Source organism: Achromobacter sp. AONIH1 (assembly GCF_002902905.1).
Classification (GTDB): domain Bacteria; phylum Pseudomonadota; class Gammaproteobacteria; order Burkholderiales; family Burkholderiaceae_B; genus Achromobacter.
In genome coordinates this window covers 1294239-1313112 of record NZ_CP026124.1, presented here as the reverse complement: position 1 = coordinate 1313112, position 18874 = coordinate 1294239, and the positions used below count along the sequence as shown (strand labels likewise).

The following is an 18874-nucleotide window of genomic DNA, read 5'->3' as shown; positions in this document are numbered from 1 at the left end:
CATGGGGCCGGCGCTAGGCGGACGGCTCCGTCTTGGGCGCTGCCTTGCGGGCGGCGGGCTTGGCGCGGGCGGCGGCCTTCGAGGCCGGCTTGCCCGGCGCCTTGGCGGCGGGCTTGGCCTCGGTCTTGGCGGCCTTGGGCGCGGGTTTGTCGGCTTCGGATTCCACCTTGGACGGCGCGGCGGCCGGCATGGTCGCGGCGGTGGCGGCGGCGATCTGGCCGAATTGTTGCTGCAGCAGGTCCCACCAGGCCTTGGACGCCGACTGCGCCGCGGCGCCCATCTGTTCGCTCATGCCGGCAAAGGGCGGCGCGGCGTCCTGGGCGGCTGCCTCCGCCGGGGCAGCGTCGCCGGCGTGATCCTGAGCCGGACCTTTGCCGCCGTCCCTGGCCGCGTCGCCTGACGGCGCGGCCGCCTTGGCCTTGCCCGGCGCCGGTTTCAGGCCCAGCACCACTTCCAGCGGCGAGGCCGCGCCGCTGTCGCGCAAGGCGCCCAGGTCCATGCTGGCCGCGCTGTCGACGAAGGCGCGCAGCGTGTTGATGGTGGAGCGCTGCACTTCCATGCCCTGGATGGTGCTGCTGAGCATGGACAGGTTCATGCGCAGCCAGTTTTCGACCGAGCGCAGCTCGGCGATGCGGCGCTCCAGGTCCTCGACGTTCATGGGCGGAGCCATCGGCAGGCTGCTGGCCAGCCCGCCCGGCCCAGTCAGGCCGGCCCAGGCCTGGCGCATCATTTCCATGCTGGCCAGCAGGGGATTGCCGGACAGATCGGAATGCTGGCCCAAGCCCGGCAGGACGAACGGATTGCCGTGTTGATCGCTCATACCTGGTTTCCCCCTAAACAGATGGTTGCCACCGGCCGCCAGGCTCAGCCGGGCAGCAGTTGATTGTTTTCCACGCGGACGCGGTCGCCGGACGCAAACGCGAACGGCTGGGCGCTGCGGAATTGACGGGCGCTGCCGTCGCTCATGCGCACGGTCAGCTCGTAGTGCGTCACGGTTTGTTGCTGTCTGATATTACGCTCAACTTCACGGCCTGCCAAAGCGCCGCCCACGGCGCCCAGCACGGTCAACGCGGTCTTGCCGTTGCCGCCGCCGAACTGGTTGCCGACCACGCCGCCCGCGACGCCGCCGGCGATGGTGCCGATCAGATGGTCGCTATTGTCGCGCACCGGCGCCTGGACCTGGCGCACGCTCTCGACCACGCCGCAACTTTGGCAGACGACCGGCGCGGCGGGGCGAGGCTGCGCCGGCGCGGCCGCCTGGGGACGCGGCGCGGCGGGCTGCCGAGCCGCAGGCTGCTGGCCAGGCGCGGGCGCCAGCGGCTGGGCGGGAATCTGGGGCGCGGGCGCCAGGTTGCCGCCTTCCGGGCCGGCCAGGGCCGCGCTCTCGGCGCTCAGGGCGTTGGGATTGGTATTGGCCGACGGCGTGGGCAGCCAGCCCATCACGGCCGCCACGCCCACCGTACACATGACGATCACGGCGACGGCGGCGGCGGCGACCAGGGGATGCAGGCCACGGCGCGCAACGCCGGTCTGGAGGGGAGTATTCATCACAGGTCTCCGAAATTACTAACCGGCTGTGGTATAGCACCCTGGCGCCGTATCGGCGTATTGCGATGGTGACGCTTCATTGCAAAACGGGCCTGCTGGACAGGGTCCGCCATTGATGGACAATAGGGGCATGGATTCCGTCACCTTGCCCCAGCTCGAACAGGCCATCAACTATTGGCGCAACCTCACGCCGTCCGCCGGCGAGGACCACCGGCTCTGCCCGGAGGCGTCGGCGTTGGCCACGCCCTATGCGCTGATGATCATGTCCCATCGCCGCGAGCTTCCCACCGTGGAACTCGACGAGCGCGCCCGCGCGGCGCTGCAGACCTGGGCAGCCGCCCTGAAGTGAACGTGAATGGCGCGGGCCGCCGCCGCGCGCGGCGATCGGATGGCCGCGCCCGGGGCCGTCGCCCGGCACTGGCCTGATCAGCCCTTGAGCAGCGCCTGAATGTCGTGCACCAGGGCGTCCACCCCGATGTTGTTGTTGGCCAGCACGCGCGATTCGCCCTTGCCGTCCAGCAGATAGAACGCGGCCGTGTGATCCATGGAATAGCCGCCGTCTTTGGTGGGCGCCTTGGCGTAATAGGCCTTGAACGAGGCCGCCGCCTTCTTCACCTGGTCCGGCGTGCCGGTCAGGCCCAGGAAGCGCGGGTCGAACGCGGTCACGTATTGTTTGAGGATATCGGGCGTGTCGCGCTCGGGATCCACCGTGATCAGCAGCACCTGCACGCGGTCGGCATCCGCGCCCAGCTTCTTCATGGCCTCGGCCAGCTCGGCCAGCGAGGTCGGGCAGACGTCGGGACACTGCGTGAAGCCGAAGAACGCCACCACCACCTTGCCCGAGAAATCCGACAGCTTGCGGGTCTTGCCGTTGTAGTCCACCAGCTCCATGCCCTGGCCGAGCCTGGTGCCGCTGATGTCGCTGCCCTTGAACTGGGGCGCGCTTTCACCGCAGGCGGCCAGCGCGGCGGCGAATGCGGCGGCCGCGCCCAGGCGCAGGGCCAGGCGGCGGGTGGCGGAAAACACGGACATGGACAACCTCCGGCAACGGTCAGCGCAACAGGCCGACCCAGTGATCCACCAGCAGCGCGCCGAACAGCAGCGCCAGGTACAGGATCGAGAAACGGAACATGCTGCGCGCCAGTTCGTCGCTGTATTCGCGATACAGGCGCCATGCATAGGACAGGAACATGCCGCCCAGCACCAGCGCGGCGGTCAGGTAGAGCACGCCGCTCATCAGGATGATGTAGGGCAGCAGCGTGGTGGCCAGCAGCGCCACGCTGTAGAGCAGGATGTGCAGGCGCGTGAACTGCTGGCCATGCGTGACCGGCAGCATGGGCAGGCCGGCCTTGGCGTAGTCGTGGTTGCGGTAAAGCGCCAGCGCCCAGAAATGCGGCGGCGTCCAGATGAAGATGATCAGCACCAGCACCCAGGCCTCGGCCGGCACGGAATCCGCCACGGCGGCCCAGCCCAGCGCGGGCGGCATGGCGCCCGACAGGCCGCCGATGACAATGTTCTGCGGCGTGCGCGGCTTGAGGATGACGGTATAGATGACGGCGTAGCCGACGAAGGTGGCGAAGGTCAGCCACATGGTGAGCGGATTGACCATGTGGTACAGCACGAACATGCCAGCGCCGCCCAACAGGCCCGACAGGCTCAGCACCTGGTAGGCGGAGATGGTGCCGCGCGCGGTCGCTCGCCTTGCGGTGCGCAGCATGCGGGCGTCGACCTCCTGCTCGATCAGACAGTTGATGGCGAAGGCGGCGGCGGCCAGCAGCCAGATGCCCAGCGTGCCGAACAGCACGCGTTGCATGTCGGGAATGCCGGGCGCGGCCAGGAACATGCCGATGACGGCGCAGAACACCGCAAGCTGCGTGACGCGCGGCTTGGTGAGCACGAGATACTGGCGGAGCAATCCGGATTGGGGAGCGGCAAGACTGGTCATGATGGCCCCTATTTTAAACGCGCGCCGAATTGGGGCCGTAGCCCCCCCCCGCGGGCGCCCGTCCGGCGGTGGACAGACGCACCATCAATACCACCGCCGCCAGCGTCAGGCCGGCCGCCCCGCCATTGTGCAGCACCGCGATCAAAAGCGGCCACTGGAAGAAGATGGTGGTCAGCCCGGTCAGCAATTGCGCGCCCAGCAGCGCCAGCATCAGCGTGGCCGGTCCGCGCAGCCCGGCCTCGGCGCGCAGGCGCCAGGCCAGCACGCCCAGGTAGGCGAACACCACGAAGGCGAAATTGCGATGGACCCAGTGGATCGCGGTGAGCGCCGGCTGCGAGATCATTTCGCCGGACGGCAGCTCGCCCAGCCCCCGGATCACTGAATAGCCGCCGTGGAAATCCATCTCGGGCACCCACTGGCCATGGCACATGGGAAAGTCCATGCAGGCCAGCGCCGCGTAATTGGTGCTGACCCAGCCGCCCAGCGTGACCTGCGCCAGCAGCAGCGCGAAGCCGCCCGCGACCCAAGGCTTCCAGCGCGCGGCGGCGGCGGACAGGGCCAGGTGCGGACGCTCGCGCGCCGACAGCCAGGTCATCAGCGCCAGCACCGACAGGCCGAACACCAGATGCGCCGTGACCACGGCGGGCATCAGCTTGTGGGTCACGGTCCAGGCGCCGAAGGCGCCCTGCACGCAGACGGCCACCAGCGTGACGATGGCCAGCGCGGGCGAACGGCCCAGCTGGCGGCGGTAGCGCCAGGCCATGACCACGATGGCGATGATCAACATGCCCAGGATGGCGCCGACGTAGCGATGAATCATCTCGATCCAGGCCTTGGACAGCGTGACCGGCCCGAAGGGCATGGCCTGCGTGGCCTCGTGGATGTCGCCCATCGCGCCCAACGGCGTGGCCTTGCCGTAGCAGCCGGGCCAGTCCGGGCAGCCCAATCCGGAATCGGTCAGGCGCACGAAGGCGCCGAACATAATCAGGTCCAGCGTCAGGAACCAGGTGAAGAAAACCAGCTTGCGGTAGCGAGCCTTGATGCGATCCATATCCATGTCGAAAAATCCGGTCAGCCGACCCGCGAGTTGTAGACCAGCTTGCTGACGTCCTTGCGCACCTTCACGCCGTCGGCGTCGGCCGGGTACTGCATCATCAGGTTGCCCAGCGGATCGATGATCCAGATGGGCGCGGCCAGCGCGGGCGCGGCCTGTTGCTGCTGGCCGGCGAGCAGGAAGCGGGCGAGCTGGCCGGGGTCGGCGCGCAACATGATAGTGCCCTTGTAGGCCTCCAGCACCTTGTCCGGCACCGGCGCGTCGTCAGTGATGAACCAGACCCGGGCCAGCCGGTCCACGTTCTTGCCCTGGCTGGCGTGGCTGTTGCGCGCGATGTAGAGCTTGCGGGCGCAGCTTTCCGGGCAGGCCGCGCCATCGGCGGCCACCAGCAGCCATTTACCCTTCAGGGTCCGCAGGTCGAAGGGCTGGCCGTCCAGCGTGGTCAGCGTCAATTCACCGGCGGCGGGCATGGGACGCTGCGGCGTCACCAGCGTGCCGTAGTTGCTGGCGTCGTCCGGCCACCATTGCGGGTTGTAGTAGACGACGAAGGCCGCCACGATGGGCGCCAACGTGCACAGGAACACCAGCACCAGCGGCAGCCGGGAGCGCTTGCGGGCGGCGGGGACGGAGGTAGCGGAGGTTTCGCGGGCCACTATGTATCCTGTTATGCGGTTGCGCGGTGCGCCGGGAACGTTGCTGCGGGCTTGCGGTGTTGCGGGAATTCAAGACGTCGTTGCTGCGGGCTTGCCGTGTCCGCGCGGCGGCTCAGCCCCCGGGGCCGGCCTGCTCGCGCTGGCGCTGACGCATGCGCTTGAGCGCGCCCGCCATCACCACCAGCCAGGCGATCGCCGCGAACAGCGCGAAGGAAAACCATTGCACGGCGTAGAAGGTGTTTTTCTGGAAATCCACCGAAGGCTGCGGCCAGTCGTGCACCAGCCCGTCGTCGTGGCGGCCGTCGCCGAACTGGCTCAGCACCGTGGGCAGCAGCTTGAGCCCGGTGGCCCGCGCGTAGGCGTCCAGCTCCAGGTTCTGCACCTGCGGCACGACGCCGCCCGGCGCCGGCAGCGCCGCCGGCAGGCCGGACTTCGCATCGCCGCCCAGCGACCACAGCTCGAACAGGCGCGGCACGCGCGCGGACAGCTCGCCGCGCACGGCCTGCTCGCCCGGCGGCGTCGCCGGCACCTCGGGCTGGCCCTGCATCACGCGCGGGATCCAGCCGCGCAGCACCAGCAGGGCCTGGCGCGAGCCGCCGTCCAGCAGCAAGGGCGTGGCCAGCCAGTAACCGGGCTTGCCGTCCAGGTTGCGGTTGTCCAGCAGTACACTGAACTGGGGCAGCCACTGGCCGCTGGCCTCGGCCACGCGCCACGGCGCCATCTCGTGCGCCGGCGTCGCGGCGCTCAAGGGCAGCGGGGCCTGCTTGCGGCCGGCCTCGATCGCGGCCAGAATGGCGCGTCGCTCGTCGGCCCGGCGCAGTTGCCACTGTCCCAGCGATACGAGTATGACCACGGAGATGCCCAGCAGCAGCAAGGCGGCTACCGTGTAGCGGGTGGAATGCGGTCGAGCCATGTGTTCGTGATTGAATCTGATTTGTCCGGAGACCCAAATGCGTGTTTTCGTGGTGCTGGCCTTTATCGGCATCCTCGCCAGCCTGGCGTCCGCCCTGGTCTATCTGATGCGGGACAAAGGTACCACCAACCGCACCGTCAATGCGCTCACCGTGCGCATCGGGCTGTCCGTCGCGCTGTTCCTGTTCGTGCTGTTCGCCCATCACATGGGCTGGATCGAAAGCACCGGCATCAGATAGGCCCCGCCGGCAGGAGTTCCCGCGCCGGCCCTGACCCCTGAAAACGCAAGGGCCCGGCCAGACTGGCCGGGCCCTTGCCGTTGAAGACCCGCGGCCGCGGGCCGGAGCCCGCGCGCGGCGATCACATCCAGTAGACGAACAGGTACAGGCCCAGCCACACCACGTCGACGAAGTGCCAGTACCAGGCCGCGCCCTCGAAGCCGAAGTGATGGTCGGCCGTGAAGTGGCCGCGGATCAGGCGAATCAGGATCACGGTCAGCATGGTGGCGCCCAGCAGCACGTGGAAGCCGTGGAAGCCCGTCAGCATGTAGAACAGCGAGCCGTAGGCGCCCGAGTTGAACTTCAGGTTCAGCTCGGTATAGGCATGATGGTATTCCGCCGCCTGGCAGGCCACGAAGATGAAGCCCAGCACCACGGTGGCCAGCAGCCAGAAGATGGTCTTGCCGCGATGGTTCTCACGCAGCGCGTGGTGGGCGATGGTCAGCGTCACGCCCGAACTCAGCAGCAGCGCGGTGTTGATCGTGGGCAGCCAGAACGGGCCGACGGTCTGGAAGTGCTCGACCACGCCAGCCGGGCCGAAATTCGGCCAGACCGCCTGGAAGTCCGGCCACAGCATCAGCTTGTGATCCAGGTCGCCCAGCCATGGCGTGGTGATCGTGCGCACGTACCACAACGCGCCGAAGAAGCCGGCGAAGAACATGACCTCCGAGAAGATGAACCAGCTCATCCCCCAGCGGTAGGAATTGTCGATGCGCTTGCTGTTCAGGCCGGCCTCGGACTCGCGGATGGCGTCGCCGAACCAGTAGTACAGGATCACGATCAGGGACAGGAAACCCGCCAGCACCAGCCACTTGCCCCAGCTGACGGAATTGATCCAGGCGGCGGCGCCCAGGCCCATGAGCAGCAGCGCGGCGGCCGTGCGCACGGGGTGACCCGAATCTGCGGGCACGTAGTAGTAGGGTGCCTCTTTGTGAACCGAGTGGCTTGCACTCATGGTTTTCTCCCTGGTACAGATCAGATGGTTCGAATTGCTTCAGGAATCGTTGCCGTCAGGTCAGGCTCGAGACTGCCCAACGCACGATCAATATCAGTACGCCCACGAATACCGCTCCGGCCAGCAACCCGGCCACGATCACGTGTACCGGGTTGAGCCTGGCGCTGTCTTCCTGGTAGCCCGCGCCCTTGCGCACGCCGAACAACCCCCAGCCCACGGCTTTCAGCGTCTGCAGAAAGCTCAGCTTGCGTTGGGAGGCGTCGCGCAGGTCGTCGCTCATGGGACCGCCTAGCGCAGCGCCACGCCCGTGAGCAGCGACGAGCCGCGCAACAGGGTCCACGCGAACACGGCGGCGACGAACACCACCAATATCAGTCCTGCGATCCGGTTGCGACGGCGCTGCTCTGGAGTCATGGCTCTGCTACCTGAAAACGTTGCGGCTTACTTCACTTCGGGCGGGGTTTCGAAGGTGTGGAAGGGGGCCGGCGACGGCACCGTCCATTCCAGGCCTTCGGCGCCTTCCCAGGGGCTGGCGGGCGCGGGCTCGCCGCGGCCGCGATAGCAACGGATCACCGTCCACAGGAAGATCAGCTGCGACAGGCCGAACCAGAACGCGCCGATGGTGGCGATCTGGTGGAAGGTCGTGAACTGCGCGGCGTAGTCGGCATAGCGGCGCGGCATGCCGGCCAGGCCCAGGAAGTGCATCGGGAAGAACGTGACGTTGAACGAGATCAGCGTCGACCAGAAGTGCAGCTTGCCCAGCTTTTCGCTGTACATGCGGCCCGACCACTTGGGCAGCCAGTAGTAGGCGCCGGCGAACAGGGCGAACAGTGAACCAGCCACCAGCACGTAGTGGAAGTGCGCCACCACGTAATAGGTATCGTGCACCTGGATGTCGATTGGCGCCACCGACAGGATCAGGCCGGTGAAGCCGCCCATGGTGAACACGAAGATGAAGCCGATCGAGAACAGCATCGGCGTCTCGAAGGTCATCGAGCCGCGCCACATGGTGGCGACCCAGTTGAACACCTTCACGCCGGTCGGGATCGAGATCAGCATGGTGGCGTACATGAAGTACAGCTGGCCCGTCACCGGCATGCCGGTGGTGAACATGTGGTGCGCCCAGACGATGAACGACAGCACGGCGATGGCGGCGGTCGCGTACACCATCGAGGCGTAGCCGAACAGCTTCTTGCGGGCGAAGGCGGGCACGATGGCGGACACGATGCCAAAGCCCGGCAGGATCATGATGTAGACCTCGGGATGCCCGAAGAACCAGAACACGTGCTGGTACAGCACCGGGTCGCCGCCGGCGGCGGCGTTGAAGAAGCCGGTGCCGAAGTGGCGGTCGGTCAGCACCATGGTGATGGCGGCGGCCAGCACCGGCATCACGGCCAGCAGCAGGAAGGCGGTGATCAGCCAGGTCCAGCAGAACAGCGGCATCTTCATCAGCGTCATGCCGGGCGCGCGCATGTTCAGCACGGTGACGATGATGTTGATCGCGCCCATGATGGAGGACGCGCCCATGATGTGCATGGCGAAGATGGCCAGGTCCATGCCCGGGCCCATCTGCAGCGACAGCGGGGCGTACAGCGTCCAGCCGGCGGCGGTGGCACCGCCCGGCACGAAGAACGAGGCCGTCAGCATGATGGCGGCCACGGGCAGCAGCCAGAAGCTGAAGTTGTTCATGCGGGCGAACGCCATGTCCGAGGCGCCGATCTGCATGGGGATCATCCAGTTCGCGAAGCCCACGAAGGCCGGCATGATGGCGCCGAACACCATGATGAGGCCATGCATGGTGGTGAACTGGTTGAACAGTTCGGGCCGGAAGAACTGCAGGCCCGGCTCGAACAGCTCGGTGCGCAGCAGCAGGGCCAGCGTCCCGCCCTCCAGCAACATGAAGAACGAGAAGATGAGGTACATCGTCCCGATGTCTTTGTGGTTCGTGGCGAAAAGCCAGCGACGCCAGCCCGTCGGCATGGCGTGGTGGTGGTCATCGTGACCGTGGCCCGGGGACACGTGGTCTACAGTGACGCTGCTCATGATGGACTCCTTCCTGCTGAGTGCCGCCCCCGCCAGGCGGGGACGTCAGGGTATCTCGACTAAACGGAAAGCGGTTCAGACCGCGAGGGAAACAGCGACGGCGCGCGCATCAGCGCCCGGCCGTCACGTCCTTCGGTTGAACCGTCGGGTCCTGCCCCTTGCCGGCGTTGCTCCAGGCATGGCGCGTATAGCTGATGACCGCTGCGATTTCGACATCGTTGAGCTGGCCGCCGAACGCCGCCATGGCGGTGCCCGGCTTGCCCTTCAGCACGGTGTTGATCTGGGCCGCCTTGGGGCCCAGCACAACCTTGTCTCCGTCGAGCGCGGGGAAGCTGCCCGGGATGCCCTTGCCGTTGGCCTGGTGACAGGCCACGCAATTGGCGGCGAAAACCTTTTCGCCACGGGCAACCAGTTCGGCTTCCGTCCACTCCTTGTTGGGATCGTCGGCCGAGGCCGCCATCCTCTTTTTCTGGTCTTCAACCCACTTATCGTAGTCCGCCTGCGCCAGGACTTCCACGACGATGGGCATGAAGGCGTGATCCTTGCCGCACAGCTCGGCGCACTGGCCACGGTAGATGCCGGGCTGTTCGGCGCGGAACCAGGCGTCGCGCAGGAAGCCCGGAATGGCGTCCTGCTTGACGCCGAAGTCGGGGATCATCCAGGAGTGGATCACGTCGGCGGCGGTCAGCACGACGCGGACCTTCTTGTCGACGGGCACAACCATGTGGTTGTCCACTTCCATCAGGTAGAACTGGCCCTTGGGCTCGCGGTTCTCGATCTGGGCGCGCGGCGTCGACAGCGTGGAGAGAAACTTGACGCCGGCAGCGGAGCCGTCGAGGTACTCGTAGCCCCATTTCCATTGATAGCCGGTGACCTTGACGGTCAGGTCGGCGCTGGATGTGTCTTTCATGGCGACCACCGTCTTGGTGGCCGGCAGGGCCATCGCAATGACGATGATGAAGGGAATGACGGTCCAGGCGACTTCCACGCCGAGGTGCTCGTGGAAGGTGGCGGCCTTGTGGCCGCGGGATTTGCGGTGCGCCCAGATGGAGTAGAACATCACTCCGAAGACGCCGATGAAGATCACGATACAGATCGTGAGCAGCATCCAGTGCAGCCACATGACATCGCGCGCGATCTGAGTCACGCCTTCGTGCAGATTCAGCTGATTGACCTTCGGGCCGCCGGGCATGTCTTGCACCTGAGCACCCGCCATGCCGCCAATCAGCATGGCACAAGCCCCCAGTATCCCTCTCCACTTCTTCATGCTTACCTCGAAACACGGCGCAAGGGCCGCTGTCGCCTCGTGGCACGAATGTCACTGCAACAGGACTACGCGCGATTATTAGATGGCAAGGATCGGCAGGGAGAGATGCTGCGGCCCCGCGTTCCCACTCGAATCATAAAGAAACTGGCGGATTATAGCGGACGCGCAAACAGATGTAATTTAATCCCCTTGATTTCGTTGGACCCGCCCCCATGGCCGCGCCGCGAGGCCGCGCGGGCCAGTGGCATAAAATCAGCCGCACCTTCATCCAAGACGGTTCCGAGATGCACAAGCAGTTGCCCGACCTGTATGCCGCGCTGCGCGCCCGCGCGCAGGAACTCCCGCCCGACGGGGCGCACGCCTTGTATATAGCGGGGCGTCGCTGCGGCTGGGCCACGCACGCCGCGGCCGACGCGCTGCAAGGCGCCGACCATGTCGAAACGGACCACGACAGCGTGCGGATCGGCGAGGGCATGGCCCCCGGCCCCGAGCTGGACGCGGTGCTGGAACGGGCCGCGATACTGTTGCGCGATGCCAACTGCCTGCGCGGCTGGCGCGACGAACTACTGGACGTGGTCGCCGGCGAAGACAAGCTGGGCGTGATGGAGCGCACCGCGCTGCGGCCCTTCGGCCTGCCGACCAAGGCCGTGCACCTGAACGCCTGGACGCCCGACGGCCGGCTGTGGGTGGCGCGCCGCGCCCTGAGCAAATCAACGGATCCCGGTATGTGGGACACCCTGGTCGGCGGACTGGCCGGCAGCGGCGAAGACCTGGAAACCGCGCTGGTGCGCGAGTGTGGCGAGGAAGCCGGCCTGGACGAACCGGACCTGATCAACCGCACGCCGCTGCGCACCATCCTGCGCATCCACCGCCGCCTGCCCGAGGGCTATCAGGTCGAAGACGTGCTGACCAGCACCTGCGTGCTGGCGGCCGACGCCAGCCCCGTCAACCGCGACGGCGAGGTGATGGAAATCCGCGCCATCGAAGTGGCCGAGGCGGTGCGCCTGCTGGCCGAAGGCGAGTTCACGCTGGAAGCGGCGCTGGTCATCGCCGAGGACATTCTGCGCCGCCAGGCGGCCGGCGAAATCCCGGCCTGAGCCGGGGCTGGCGCCGGGGCCGGCCCTGACTCAGCGTGATTGCAGGCCGGGTTCGCCCGGCGTCGCGCCACTCTGTGCGGACCGGTCGGTGGCCTGCCGCGCGTCTTCCGCGCCATCGACGTGCCGAACCACGACAGCCTCGCTTTCGATCGCGCGCGCGTCCTTGGCTGTCACGTCCTTTGCCTCGTCCTTCGTCGCGACTTTCGCCGCCTCTTCCTCGCGCCGCTCCTCGCCCGCCGCCTCGGCGGCTTCGGCGGCCGCCGCCGCGCTAGGTGCCGGGACGGGCGCGGCCACGGGCGTCGCCGCCGCCTCGGCCTGCGAGGCCTGCGAGAACTGCTTCCACACCTCGATCGCGCGCAGGCGCTGCTTGGCCACGACCTGGATGCGCTCGCGCAGGTGTTCGTCGCGCGCCAGCAGGGCATGGAAATCGCGCGAGGACAGCATCAGCAGCTTGCAATAGCCCAGCGAGGTCACGTCGGGCGCGATCTGCTGCTCGCCCAGCAGACCGAGTTCGCCGAAGAACTCGCCGCTGCCCAGCTCGATCATGGTGTTGTCCGGCAGGTGCACGGCCACGGCGCCCGAAGCCACGAAGCACATTTCCTCGCCATGGCGGCCCTTGGTCAGCACGCGCTGGTCCGGCAACGCCAGCCTCGGCTTGAGCAGCTTGCTGATGGCGCGCAGCGAATCGGCCGACAAGCCTTCGAACAGGGGCACGCGCTTGATCAGGTCGGCCGCGCTCAGCTCGATGTCCAGCGGCGGGTGCCGGTCGATGTGCGACCAGCGGCTCTGCAGTTGCGACATCAGGTCGGCGTACACCTCGCCGCTGATCAGGAACTGCTCCAGCATGTCGCGGTAGCGGATGCGCTCGAGCTCGCGCGCCACGCGGCCCAGGTAGCTTTCCTGCAGCCATTGCGCGTACTGGGGATACTGCAGGTTCAGCGCCTGCATGGCGTTCTCGATCAGGTCCAGCCGGCGCTGGTGCAGCGATACGATGCGCAGCGTGGCCTCTTCGCCCAGCAGCGGCGTGATCTGCTCGCGGGTGAACAGGATCAGGCGCTGCGCCACGGAACGCTTGCTCATCAGGTTGGCGAAACGCTGCCCCAGCTCATGCGCCAGCCAGCCCTGGAAACCGAACAGATAGTGCACGCGCAGGGCCAGCCGGAAGCCGGTCGAATAGCGCACGTCGGCCACGATGGCCTTCTCGAAGCCCTCCACGCCGCCGAGGCGGATGGCGTCCTCCAGCCGCTCGGCCCGCGCCAGCAGCGATTCGGCCATGCGCCAGTCCACGATCTGCGCCTTCAGGATGTCGAAGAACATTTCCTCTTCACGCTGCGCCACGATCGCCAGGCCGACGGCCACGCGCTGCTCGTCGCTCATCTGGCCCACCTGGCCGTCGTGCACGCTGGCCAGGCTGGCGTCGAACACCGCGCGGATGCGGTCGCGCACCTCGCTGCCGATGTGCTCGGTCTTGGCCAGATCGTCGGTCTTGCCCTGCAGGTCTTCCAGCGCCACGGCCAGCGCCTGGTTGCGGATGGTGCGCTCCACGGGCGACAGCTGGTTCAGCCCCAGCATGCGGATCAGCGGGCGCAGGCTGATGCCGTTGACGAACAGGGTGATCAGCACGAAGGCCGTGGTGGCCACGGCGATGAACTGGCGCGCCTCTTCGGGCACGCCGGTCTGCTCGGTCACGGCCAGCGCCAGCGCCAGCGACACGGCGCCGCGCAGTCCGCCCCACAGCATCACGACCTTGTAGGGCCGGCTCACCTTGGTGCCCAGCCGCGTCAGCCCCAATAGCGGCAGCAGGCCGAACACCACGATGGCGCGCGCCGCCAGCGTGGCCACGAACAGCACCGCCACCAGCGCCAGTTCCTGCCAGTCGGCCGCGGCCATCAGCTTGGGAATCAGCATGGCCGCGAACAGGAAGATCAGCGAATTGGCCCAGAAGCCGAACTGTTCCCAGGCGCTGGACAGGTACTCGAAGGTGGTCGGCGACATGCGGGTGCGGCCGGTGGACCCCACCACCAGCCCGGCGATCACCGTGGCCACCACGCCGGAAACGTTCAGATAGTGCTCGGAGATGAAGAAGGACAGATAGGCCAGCGTCAGCGTCAGCGTGATCTCGGCGGTGGGGAAGCCGCGCAGCCAGGCGAACAGGAAACAGGCCAGCCGCCCCATGGCGAAACCGGCCACGCCGCCACCGATGAAGTGCACCACGAAATCATTGAACACGCCGCTGACGCTGAGTTCGCCATGGCCGCCCAGCACGGCCAGCAGCACGGAGTACAGGGCGATGGACGCGGCGTCGTTGAACAGGCTCTCGCCTTCGACCAGCGTGGTCAGGCGCTTGGGCGCGCCCACTTCGCGGAAAATGCCCACCACGGCCACCGGATCGGTGGTGGCGACGATGGCGCCCAGCAGCAGGCAGACCACCAGCCCGTAGGACGAGATGGCATCGAGCGTGACGCCCACCACCAGCGTGCACACCACCACGGCCACGATGGCCATCATGAGAATGGGGCCGATGTCGTCCATCAACCGGCGCACGTTCATGGACAGCGCGGTCTCGAACAGCAGCACCGGCAGGAACACCATCAGGAAGGTCTCGGACGAGATCTCGAAGCGTTCCAGGGAGTCCAGGAAATCGCCGATCCAGCTGGGCGCCCAGCCATGCAGGTGGATGACGATGCCGAGCAGACAGCCGACGATGGCCAGCAGCACCGAATAGGGCAGCTTGAGGCGGCCGGCCAGCGGCGGCATGAAGCAGACCAGCGTGAGCAGGCCCGCCAGGCCGAATACGAGAAAACCGACATCCATGTAAAGCCGCGTCCAGATCGTGAGGCGTGTGCGAAGTTTGACAAGAATAGCGGTTTTTCCGGGCCGTTCCGTCAGGCAGTTCACGCTTGCTCACGATTGAGCGGTCCGGAGGCGACGCCATCGCGCGCGCGGACGCCGGTTTTTGGATAATGTAGAGCCGTGCCAACTACGCAGGAGCGGCCCTTGGTCCGCACTCAGTCCCAAGCGCCGCGCGACGGCGCGCCCGCCTTGCTTGTGCAGCTCACCGACTGCCATCTGTTCGGCGAGGCCGAAACGTCAATGCTCGGCGTGAACACCGACGCCAGCCTGCGCGCGGTGCTCGGCCAGATCGAGGCCGACCACAAGCGTCCCGACCTGGTCCTGGCCACGGGCGACCTTTCCCAGGACGGCGAGGTGGCGGCCTACCAACGCCTGGCCGGCATGCTGCAGGCCAGCCCGGCACTGGCCGGCGCCCGCATCCGCTGCCTGCCCGGCAACCATGACGCGCCCGACACGCTGCGCCGCGCGTTGCCCGCCTGGAGCGAGCCGGTGACCGACGTGGGCGCGTGGCGCGTCATCTGCCTGGACACCACCGTGCCCGGCTCCAACGGCGGACACCTGCCCGACAGCCAGCTCGACCTGCTGGAAAGCGCGCTGGCCGAGGCGCCGGAACGGCCCGCGCTGGTCGCCACGCATCACAACGCCATGCCGATCACGCACTGGCACGACACCATGATGATCGACAACCCGCAACGCCTGTTCCAGCTGCTGGCGCGCTGGCCGCAGGCGCGCGTGCTGCTGTGGGGCCACGTGCATCATGAATTCGATCGTCGCCGGCACAATCTGCGCATCCTGGCCACGCCCTCGACCTGCTTCCAGTTCAGCGTGCGCGACGGCCGGCACGTGGTCGACGGCAAGGCGCCGGGCTACCGATGGATCAAGCTGTACAAGGATGGTTCGCTGGCGACCGGCGTGCGGCGGGTGCAGGAACCTGCCGTGAACGCCGCCGAGGCTGCGCGGGCCGCCTGAAGAACACCAACCGCCGCCCATGACGCACCGCCTGGTGGTGCGATCCGTGCGCGGCTGCGAATCACGCGCGCAAAAAAATCGGGGCACCGGTATATACAGGTGCCCCGCAAGCATCCGTCTCATAGGGGAGGGGAAAGAGGAGAAGCCGAGACGGATGACAAGACTGCTAACCGGAGTTCGCGGTCTACATGAAGTTAGGCGCGACCCACCCGATTAAGTTTCGGCAATCTGGTGAAATTCCTTAGCGAAGTTGTATCAATTTATTGATGCAACGATGACCATAGATATCAGGCGCAGACTCGCGCGATGGCTCGCTATCGGCTTGCCGCAAAAGCAAAGGGCCGCTTGCGCGGCCCCGGGCTTGTCTGGCATTGCGGCTTCAGGCAGCCAGCGTGCCGCGCATCTTCTTCAGCGCGGCGGCCTCGATCTGGCGGATGCGCTCGGCCGACACGCCGAACTCCTGCGCCAGCTCATGTAGCGTGGCGCCGCCGTCGTCCTGCAGCCAGCGCGCCTCGACGATGCGGCGCGAGCGCGGATCCAGCGCATCGAGCGCGCCATTCAGACCAGCGCTCTGCATGTGGTCGCGCGCGGCGCGTTCCAGCACTCGGGTCGGCTCCTGGCGGCCTTCGTCGGACAGATAGGCGATGGGCGCGTAGCTGTCATCGTCATCGTCCTGGTTTTCGAGCGACATGTCGCGGCCGGACATGCGCACTTCCATTTCGCTGACGTCCTCGCGGCGAACGTTCAATTCCTGCGCGATATGGTCGACCTGTTCCGGGTCCAGCGTCTGGCCGTCCGGGCGCATGCTGCGCAGGTTGAAGAACAGTTTGCGCTGCGCCTTGGTGGTGGCGACCTTGACCAGGCGCCAGTTGCGAATGATGTATTCGTGGATCTCGGCCTTGATCCAGTGCACGGCGAAGGACACCAGGCGCACGCCGCGCTCGGGGTCGAAACGCTTGACGGCCTTCATCAAGCCGACGTTGCCTTCCTGGATCAGGTCAGCATGCGGCAGGCCGTAGCCGAGATACTGGCGCGCCACGGAAACCACCAGGCGCAGGTGCGACAGCACCAGCTCGCGGGCGGCGGACAGGTCTTCCTGGTCGCGCAGGCGACGGCCCAGCTCGGTTTCGCGCTCGGCCGACAGCACCGGCAGGCGGTTCACGGCCGAAATGTACGCGTCGATCGTGCCCAGCGCGCCCGGATTGGCGATGGCCAACGCCAGGGCGTTGCCGGAAGCGGCCAACGAGGTACTGGGTTGCTTCATGGCGGAGGTCTCCGGAAAGCTCAGGGAAAGCGACATGGATTCGATCTTAGCACTCTGGTTGTGGGAGTGCTAATTCGACTATTGCGGCGCGTCAAAGTTTCGTTCCCATTGACGCGACCCCATTTATTTTTGCTGGCGAACGTCGAGAGGGACGTCCGCCCGCCCGTGGCGACCGGGGGCAAGCTCAGTCTCACCAGCCCAGGCGCTTGAGCCCTTCCTCCGTGGCCTGTCCGTCCGGGCGGGCGAACAGCGCGCCCCGGGGATCCAGGAAGACCTGGTAGCGGGCCCCGTCGAACAAGGGCATGTAGGCGCCGCTGCCGAACTGCACATCGACGAACGGAAACCAGTTCGGGAAGCTCTTCTTCAACGAGCCCAGGTCGGGCGCCGGCCAGTCGTCCAGCGAGTGGACCGAGCGCGTGGCGGCAGCTTCGCGCGCGGCGTCGCCATAGCGGCCGGACAGCCGTTCCAGCCGGTACAACGGCGGCACGCCCGCCATCAGGGCAGGCAGCTTCCAGCGCACCACGCGGGCGTCGATCTGCCACTGATCGCCATACAGTACATATTGCTTCTCGCCGATGCCAGGCGCGCTCGCGCGCACCTGGAACTGGCCGTCACCCTGTTGGCGGACTTCGAGACGCGCGACGGGCGCGTCCGTGGTCAGGCGGAAGAACTGCACCAGCGACAGGGCCAACAGGCCCGACACGCAGCCCAGCGCCACCAGCATCAGCCCGAACAGGCGCCGCACCGGCCGGAACTGGAAGAGGCGGCGACCGCGCTCATCTTTCGGGCCGCCCCGGCCCAGCAGCATGAACAGGCCCGGCAGCAGGACCACGACGGCGCCCAGCAGGATCCAGGCGAAGGGAGCGAAACCGTTGATCAAATCAGGCGTTCCTCATCAGGACAAGAACGCCGCGGACCGGGCGCGGCGCCGGCCTGCGGCGGCAGGCCGACCAGTATAGAAGCGCGGTTTCAGGCCGCCGGCTTTCCAAGCTGCTCGACGTGAAACCGGATGTGATCCTCGATGAAGGTGGAGATGAAGTAATAGCCGTGGTCGTAGCCCTCGTGGCGGCGCAGCGTCAACGGCTGACCTGCCTGGGCGCAGGCGGCTTCGAAAACCTCGGGATACAACTGTTCGGCCAGGAACTGATCGGCCTGGCCCTGATCGACCAGGATGCCGCCGGGGAAAGGCTGGCGCAGCCGCGCCATCAGCGCCGACGCGTCATAAGCGGCCCAGGCCTGGACGTCGTCGCCCAGATAGGCGCCGAACGCCTTCTTGCCCCAGGGGCAGCGGCTGGGCGCGGCGATCGGCGCGAAGGCCGAGACCGAGCGGTACTTGCCCGGGTTGCGCAAGGCCAGCACCAGCGCGCCATGGCCGCCCATGGAATGGCCGAAGATGCCGGCGCGCCCGGCGTCGCCGGGCAATTCGCCGCCCGTGGCGATGGCGTGCAGCTCGCGGGTGACGTAGCTGTCCATGCGGTAGTGGCGGCTCCAGGCGGGCATGGTGGCGTCCAGATAGAAGCCCGCGCCAGTGCCCAGGTCCCAGCTTTCGTCCTCGCCCGGCACGTTGGCGCCGCGCGGACTGGTGTCCGGCGCCACCAGCATCACGCCCAGTTCGGCAGCGACGCGCTGCGCGCCGGCCTTGATCATGAAGGTTTCCTCGGTGCAGGTCAGCCCGGCCAGGTAGAACAGCACCGGCACCGGGCCTTGTTCGGCCTGCGGCGGCACGAAGACGGAAAAGCGCATCGGCAGGCCGATCTCCGCCGAGTCGTGGCGGTAATAGCGCTGCGAGCCGCCGAAGCAGCGATGCTGGGAAATGAGTTCCAAGGCGGCGGCCATGCGGGAGTCCTCCGGATTCGGGTTGAAAGATGCGCCCTGACTTGCGGGCCGGGGAAGGGGGGGGAGTGGACGGGCCGGATCGCGGCGTGGACATCCTTAGGGATTAGGGTATATCCACGGTACGACGTTCCGTCGCCAAATGTTAACCTGCGCCTCACGGACGACCGGCATCTGGTTTGTCCCCAGGCTGTGCCCGTCTA

20 protein-coding genes are annotated in these 18874 nt (G+C 67.2%); 4 read left to right on the top strand and 16 right to left on the bottom strand.

The genetic code is table 11. From position 1 onward, the window contains the following. Positions 1-13: 13 nt before the first annotated feature. Positions 14-820: a PhaM family polyhydroxyalkanoate granule multifunctional regulatory protein gene (locus tag C2U31_RS06095; protein WP_103272020.1), complete on the bottom strand. Its 807-nt coding sequence runs from the start codon at positions 818-820 to the stop codon at positions 14-16. Between the two features lie 44 nt (positions 821-864). Beyond that, positions 865-1548: a glycine zipper 2TM domain-containing protein gene (locus C2U31_RS06090; RefSeq protein ID WP_103272019.1), complete on the bottom strand. Its 684-nt coding sequence runs from the start codon at positions 1546-1548 to the stop codon at positions 865-867. A 130-nt stretch (positions 1549-1678) separates the two neighbouring features. On the opposite strand from C2U31_RS06090, the gene C2U31_RS06085 reads away from it, so the two are divergent. Beyond that, complete coding sequence (locus C2U31_RS06085; protein WP_103272018.1) at positions 1679-1897, top strand: DUF3717 domain-containing protein; 219 nt, start codon at positions 1679-1681, stop codon at positions 1895-1897. 77 nt (positions 1898-1974) lie between these two features. Here C2U31_RS06085 and C2U31_RS06080 read toward each other — a convergent pair whose 3' ends face one another. The 5 genes from C2U31_RS06080 to C2U31_RS06060 all read right to left on the bottom strand — a co-directional run bounded on the left by C2U31_RS06080 (position 1975) and on the right by C2U31_RS06060 (position 6113). Then, on the bottom strand, positions 1975-2580 hold the full coding sequence (locus C2U31_RS06080; protein WP_103272017.1) for an SCO family protein: 606 nt from the start codon (positions 2578-2580) through the stop codon (positions 1975-1977). 19 nt (positions 2581-2599) lie between these two features. Further along, positions 2600-3493: a heme o synthase gene (gene cyoE / locus C2U31_RS06075; protein WP_103272016.1), complete on the bottom strand. Its 894-nt coding sequence runs from the start codon at positions 3491-3493 to the stop codon at positions 2600-2602. A gap of 13 nt (positions 3494-3506) precedes the next feature. Beyond that, positions 3507-4544, bottom strand: a complete 1038-nt coding sequence (locus tag C2U31_RS06070) for a heme A synthase (RefSeq protein ID WP_103276277.1) — start codon at positions 4542-4544, stop codon at positions 3507-3509. 20 nt (positions 4545-4564) lie between these two features. Then, the gene (locus C2U31_RS06065; RefSeq protein WP_199770960.1) at positions 4565-5200 is read right to left on the bottom strand and encodes a hypothetical protein; all 636 of its coding nucleotides are present in this window, start codon (positions 5198-5200) and stop codon (positions 4565-4567) included. A 112-nt stretch (positions 5201-5312) separates the two neighbouring features. Next, a complete protein-coding gene (locus C2U31_RS06060) occupies positions 5313-6113 on the bottom strand; it encodes an SURF1 family protein (RefSeq protein WP_103272015.1) in 801 nt (266 codons plus the stop codon). Between the two features lie 37 nt (positions 6114-6150). Between C2U31_RS06060 and C2U31_RS06055 the strand changes: the two genes are divergently transcribed. Continuing rightward, a complete protein-coding gene (locus C2U31_RS06055) occupies positions 6151-6351 on the top strand; it encodes a twin transmembrane helix small protein (protein WP_103272014.1) in 201 nt (66 codons plus the stop codon). 121 nt (positions 6352-6472) lie between these two features. Here C2U31_RS06055 and C2U31_RS06050 read toward each other — a convergent pair whose 3' ends face one another. From C2U31_RS06050 to coxB, 5 genes are all read right to left on the bottom strand, one after another. Continuing rightward, positions 6473-7345: a cytochrome c oxidase subunit 3 gene (locus C2U31_RS06050; RefSeq protein WP_103272013.1), complete on the bottom strand. Its 873-nt coding sequence runs from the start codon at positions 7343-7345 to the stop codon at positions 6473-6475. Between the two features lie 55 nt (positions 7346-7400). Beyond that, positions 7401-7625, bottom strand: coding sequence for a DUF2970 domain-containing protein (locus C2U31_RS06045; protein ID WP_103272012.1), 225 nt, complete (start codon positions 7623-7625; stop codon positions 7401-7403). A gap of 8 nt (positions 7626-7633) precedes the next feature. Next, positions 7634-7759 (bottom strand): cytochrome oxidase small assembly protein, encoded by a 126-nt coding sequence (locus C2U31_RS30940; protein WP_212319326.1) that lies wholly within the window; start codon positions 7757-7759, stop codon positions 7634-7636. Positions 7760-7786: 27 nt separating this feature from the next. Further along, entirely contained in the window at positions 7787-9388 is a 1602-nt protein-coding gene (gene ctaD / locus C2U31_RS06040) for a cytochrome c oxidase subunit I (RefSeq protein WP_103272011.1), read from the bottom strand. 109 nt (positions 9389-9497) lie between these two features. Continuing rightward, complete coding sequence (coxB, locus tag C2U31_RS06035) at positions 9498-10655, bottom strand: cytochrome c oxidase subunit II (protein ID WP_103272010.1); 1158 nt, start codon at positions 10653-10655, stop codon at positions 9498-9500. Between the two features lie 284 nt (positions 10656-10939). On the opposite strand from coxB, the gene C2U31_RS06030 reads away from it, so the two are divergent. Beyond that, on the top strand, positions 10940-11752 hold the full coding sequence (locus C2U31_RS06030) for an NUDIX hydrolase family protein (protein ID WP_103276275.1): 813 nt from the start codon (positions 10940-10942) through the stop codon (positions 11750-11752). A 30-nt stretch (positions 11753-11782) separates the two neighbouring features. Here the strand turns inward: C2U31_RS06030 and C2U31_RS06025 are convergent, their stop codons facing one another. Further along, the gene (locus C2U31_RS06025) at positions 11783-14566 is read right to left on the bottom strand and encodes a cation:proton antiporter (protein WP_233772662.1); all 2784 of its coding nucleotides are present in this window, start codon (positions 14564-14566) and stop codon (positions 11783-11785) included. A 183-nt stretch (positions 14567-14749) separates the two neighbouring features. Here C2U31_RS06025 and C2U31_RS06020 point away from each other — a divergent pair, with 183 nt between their 5' ends. After that, the gene (locus C2U31_RS06020) at positions 14750-15574 is read left to right on the top strand and encodes a phosphodiesterase (RefSeq protein WP_369869746.1); all 825 of its coding nucleotides are present in this window, start codon (positions 14750-14752) and stop codon (positions 15572-15574) included. A gap of 379 nt (positions 15575-15953) precedes the next feature. Here C2U31_RS06020 and rpoH read toward each other — a convergent pair whose 3' ends face one another. The 3 genes from rpoH to fghA all read right to left on the bottom strand — a co-directional run bounded on the left by rpoH (position 15954) and on the right by fghA (position 18674). Continuing rightward, on the bottom strand, positions 15954-16874 hold the full coding sequence (gene rpoH, locus C2U31_RS06015) for an RNA polymerase sigma factor RpoH (RefSeq protein WP_199770959.1): 921 nt from the start codon (positions 16872-16874) through the stop codon (positions 15954-15956). Between the two features lie 154 nt (positions 16875-17028). After that, a complete protein-coding gene (locus C2U31_RS06010; RefSeq protein ID WP_103272008.1) occupies positions 17029-17718 on the bottom strand; it encodes a hypothetical protein in 690 nt (229 codons plus the stop codon). Between the two features lie 89 nt (positions 17719-17807). Beyond that, positions 17808-18674, bottom strand: a complete 867-nt coding sequence (gene fghA, locus C2U31_RS06005; protein WP_103272007.1) for an S-formylglutathione hydrolase — start codon at positions 18672-18674, stop codon at positions 17808-17810. Positions 18675-18874: the final 200 nt, after the last annotated feature.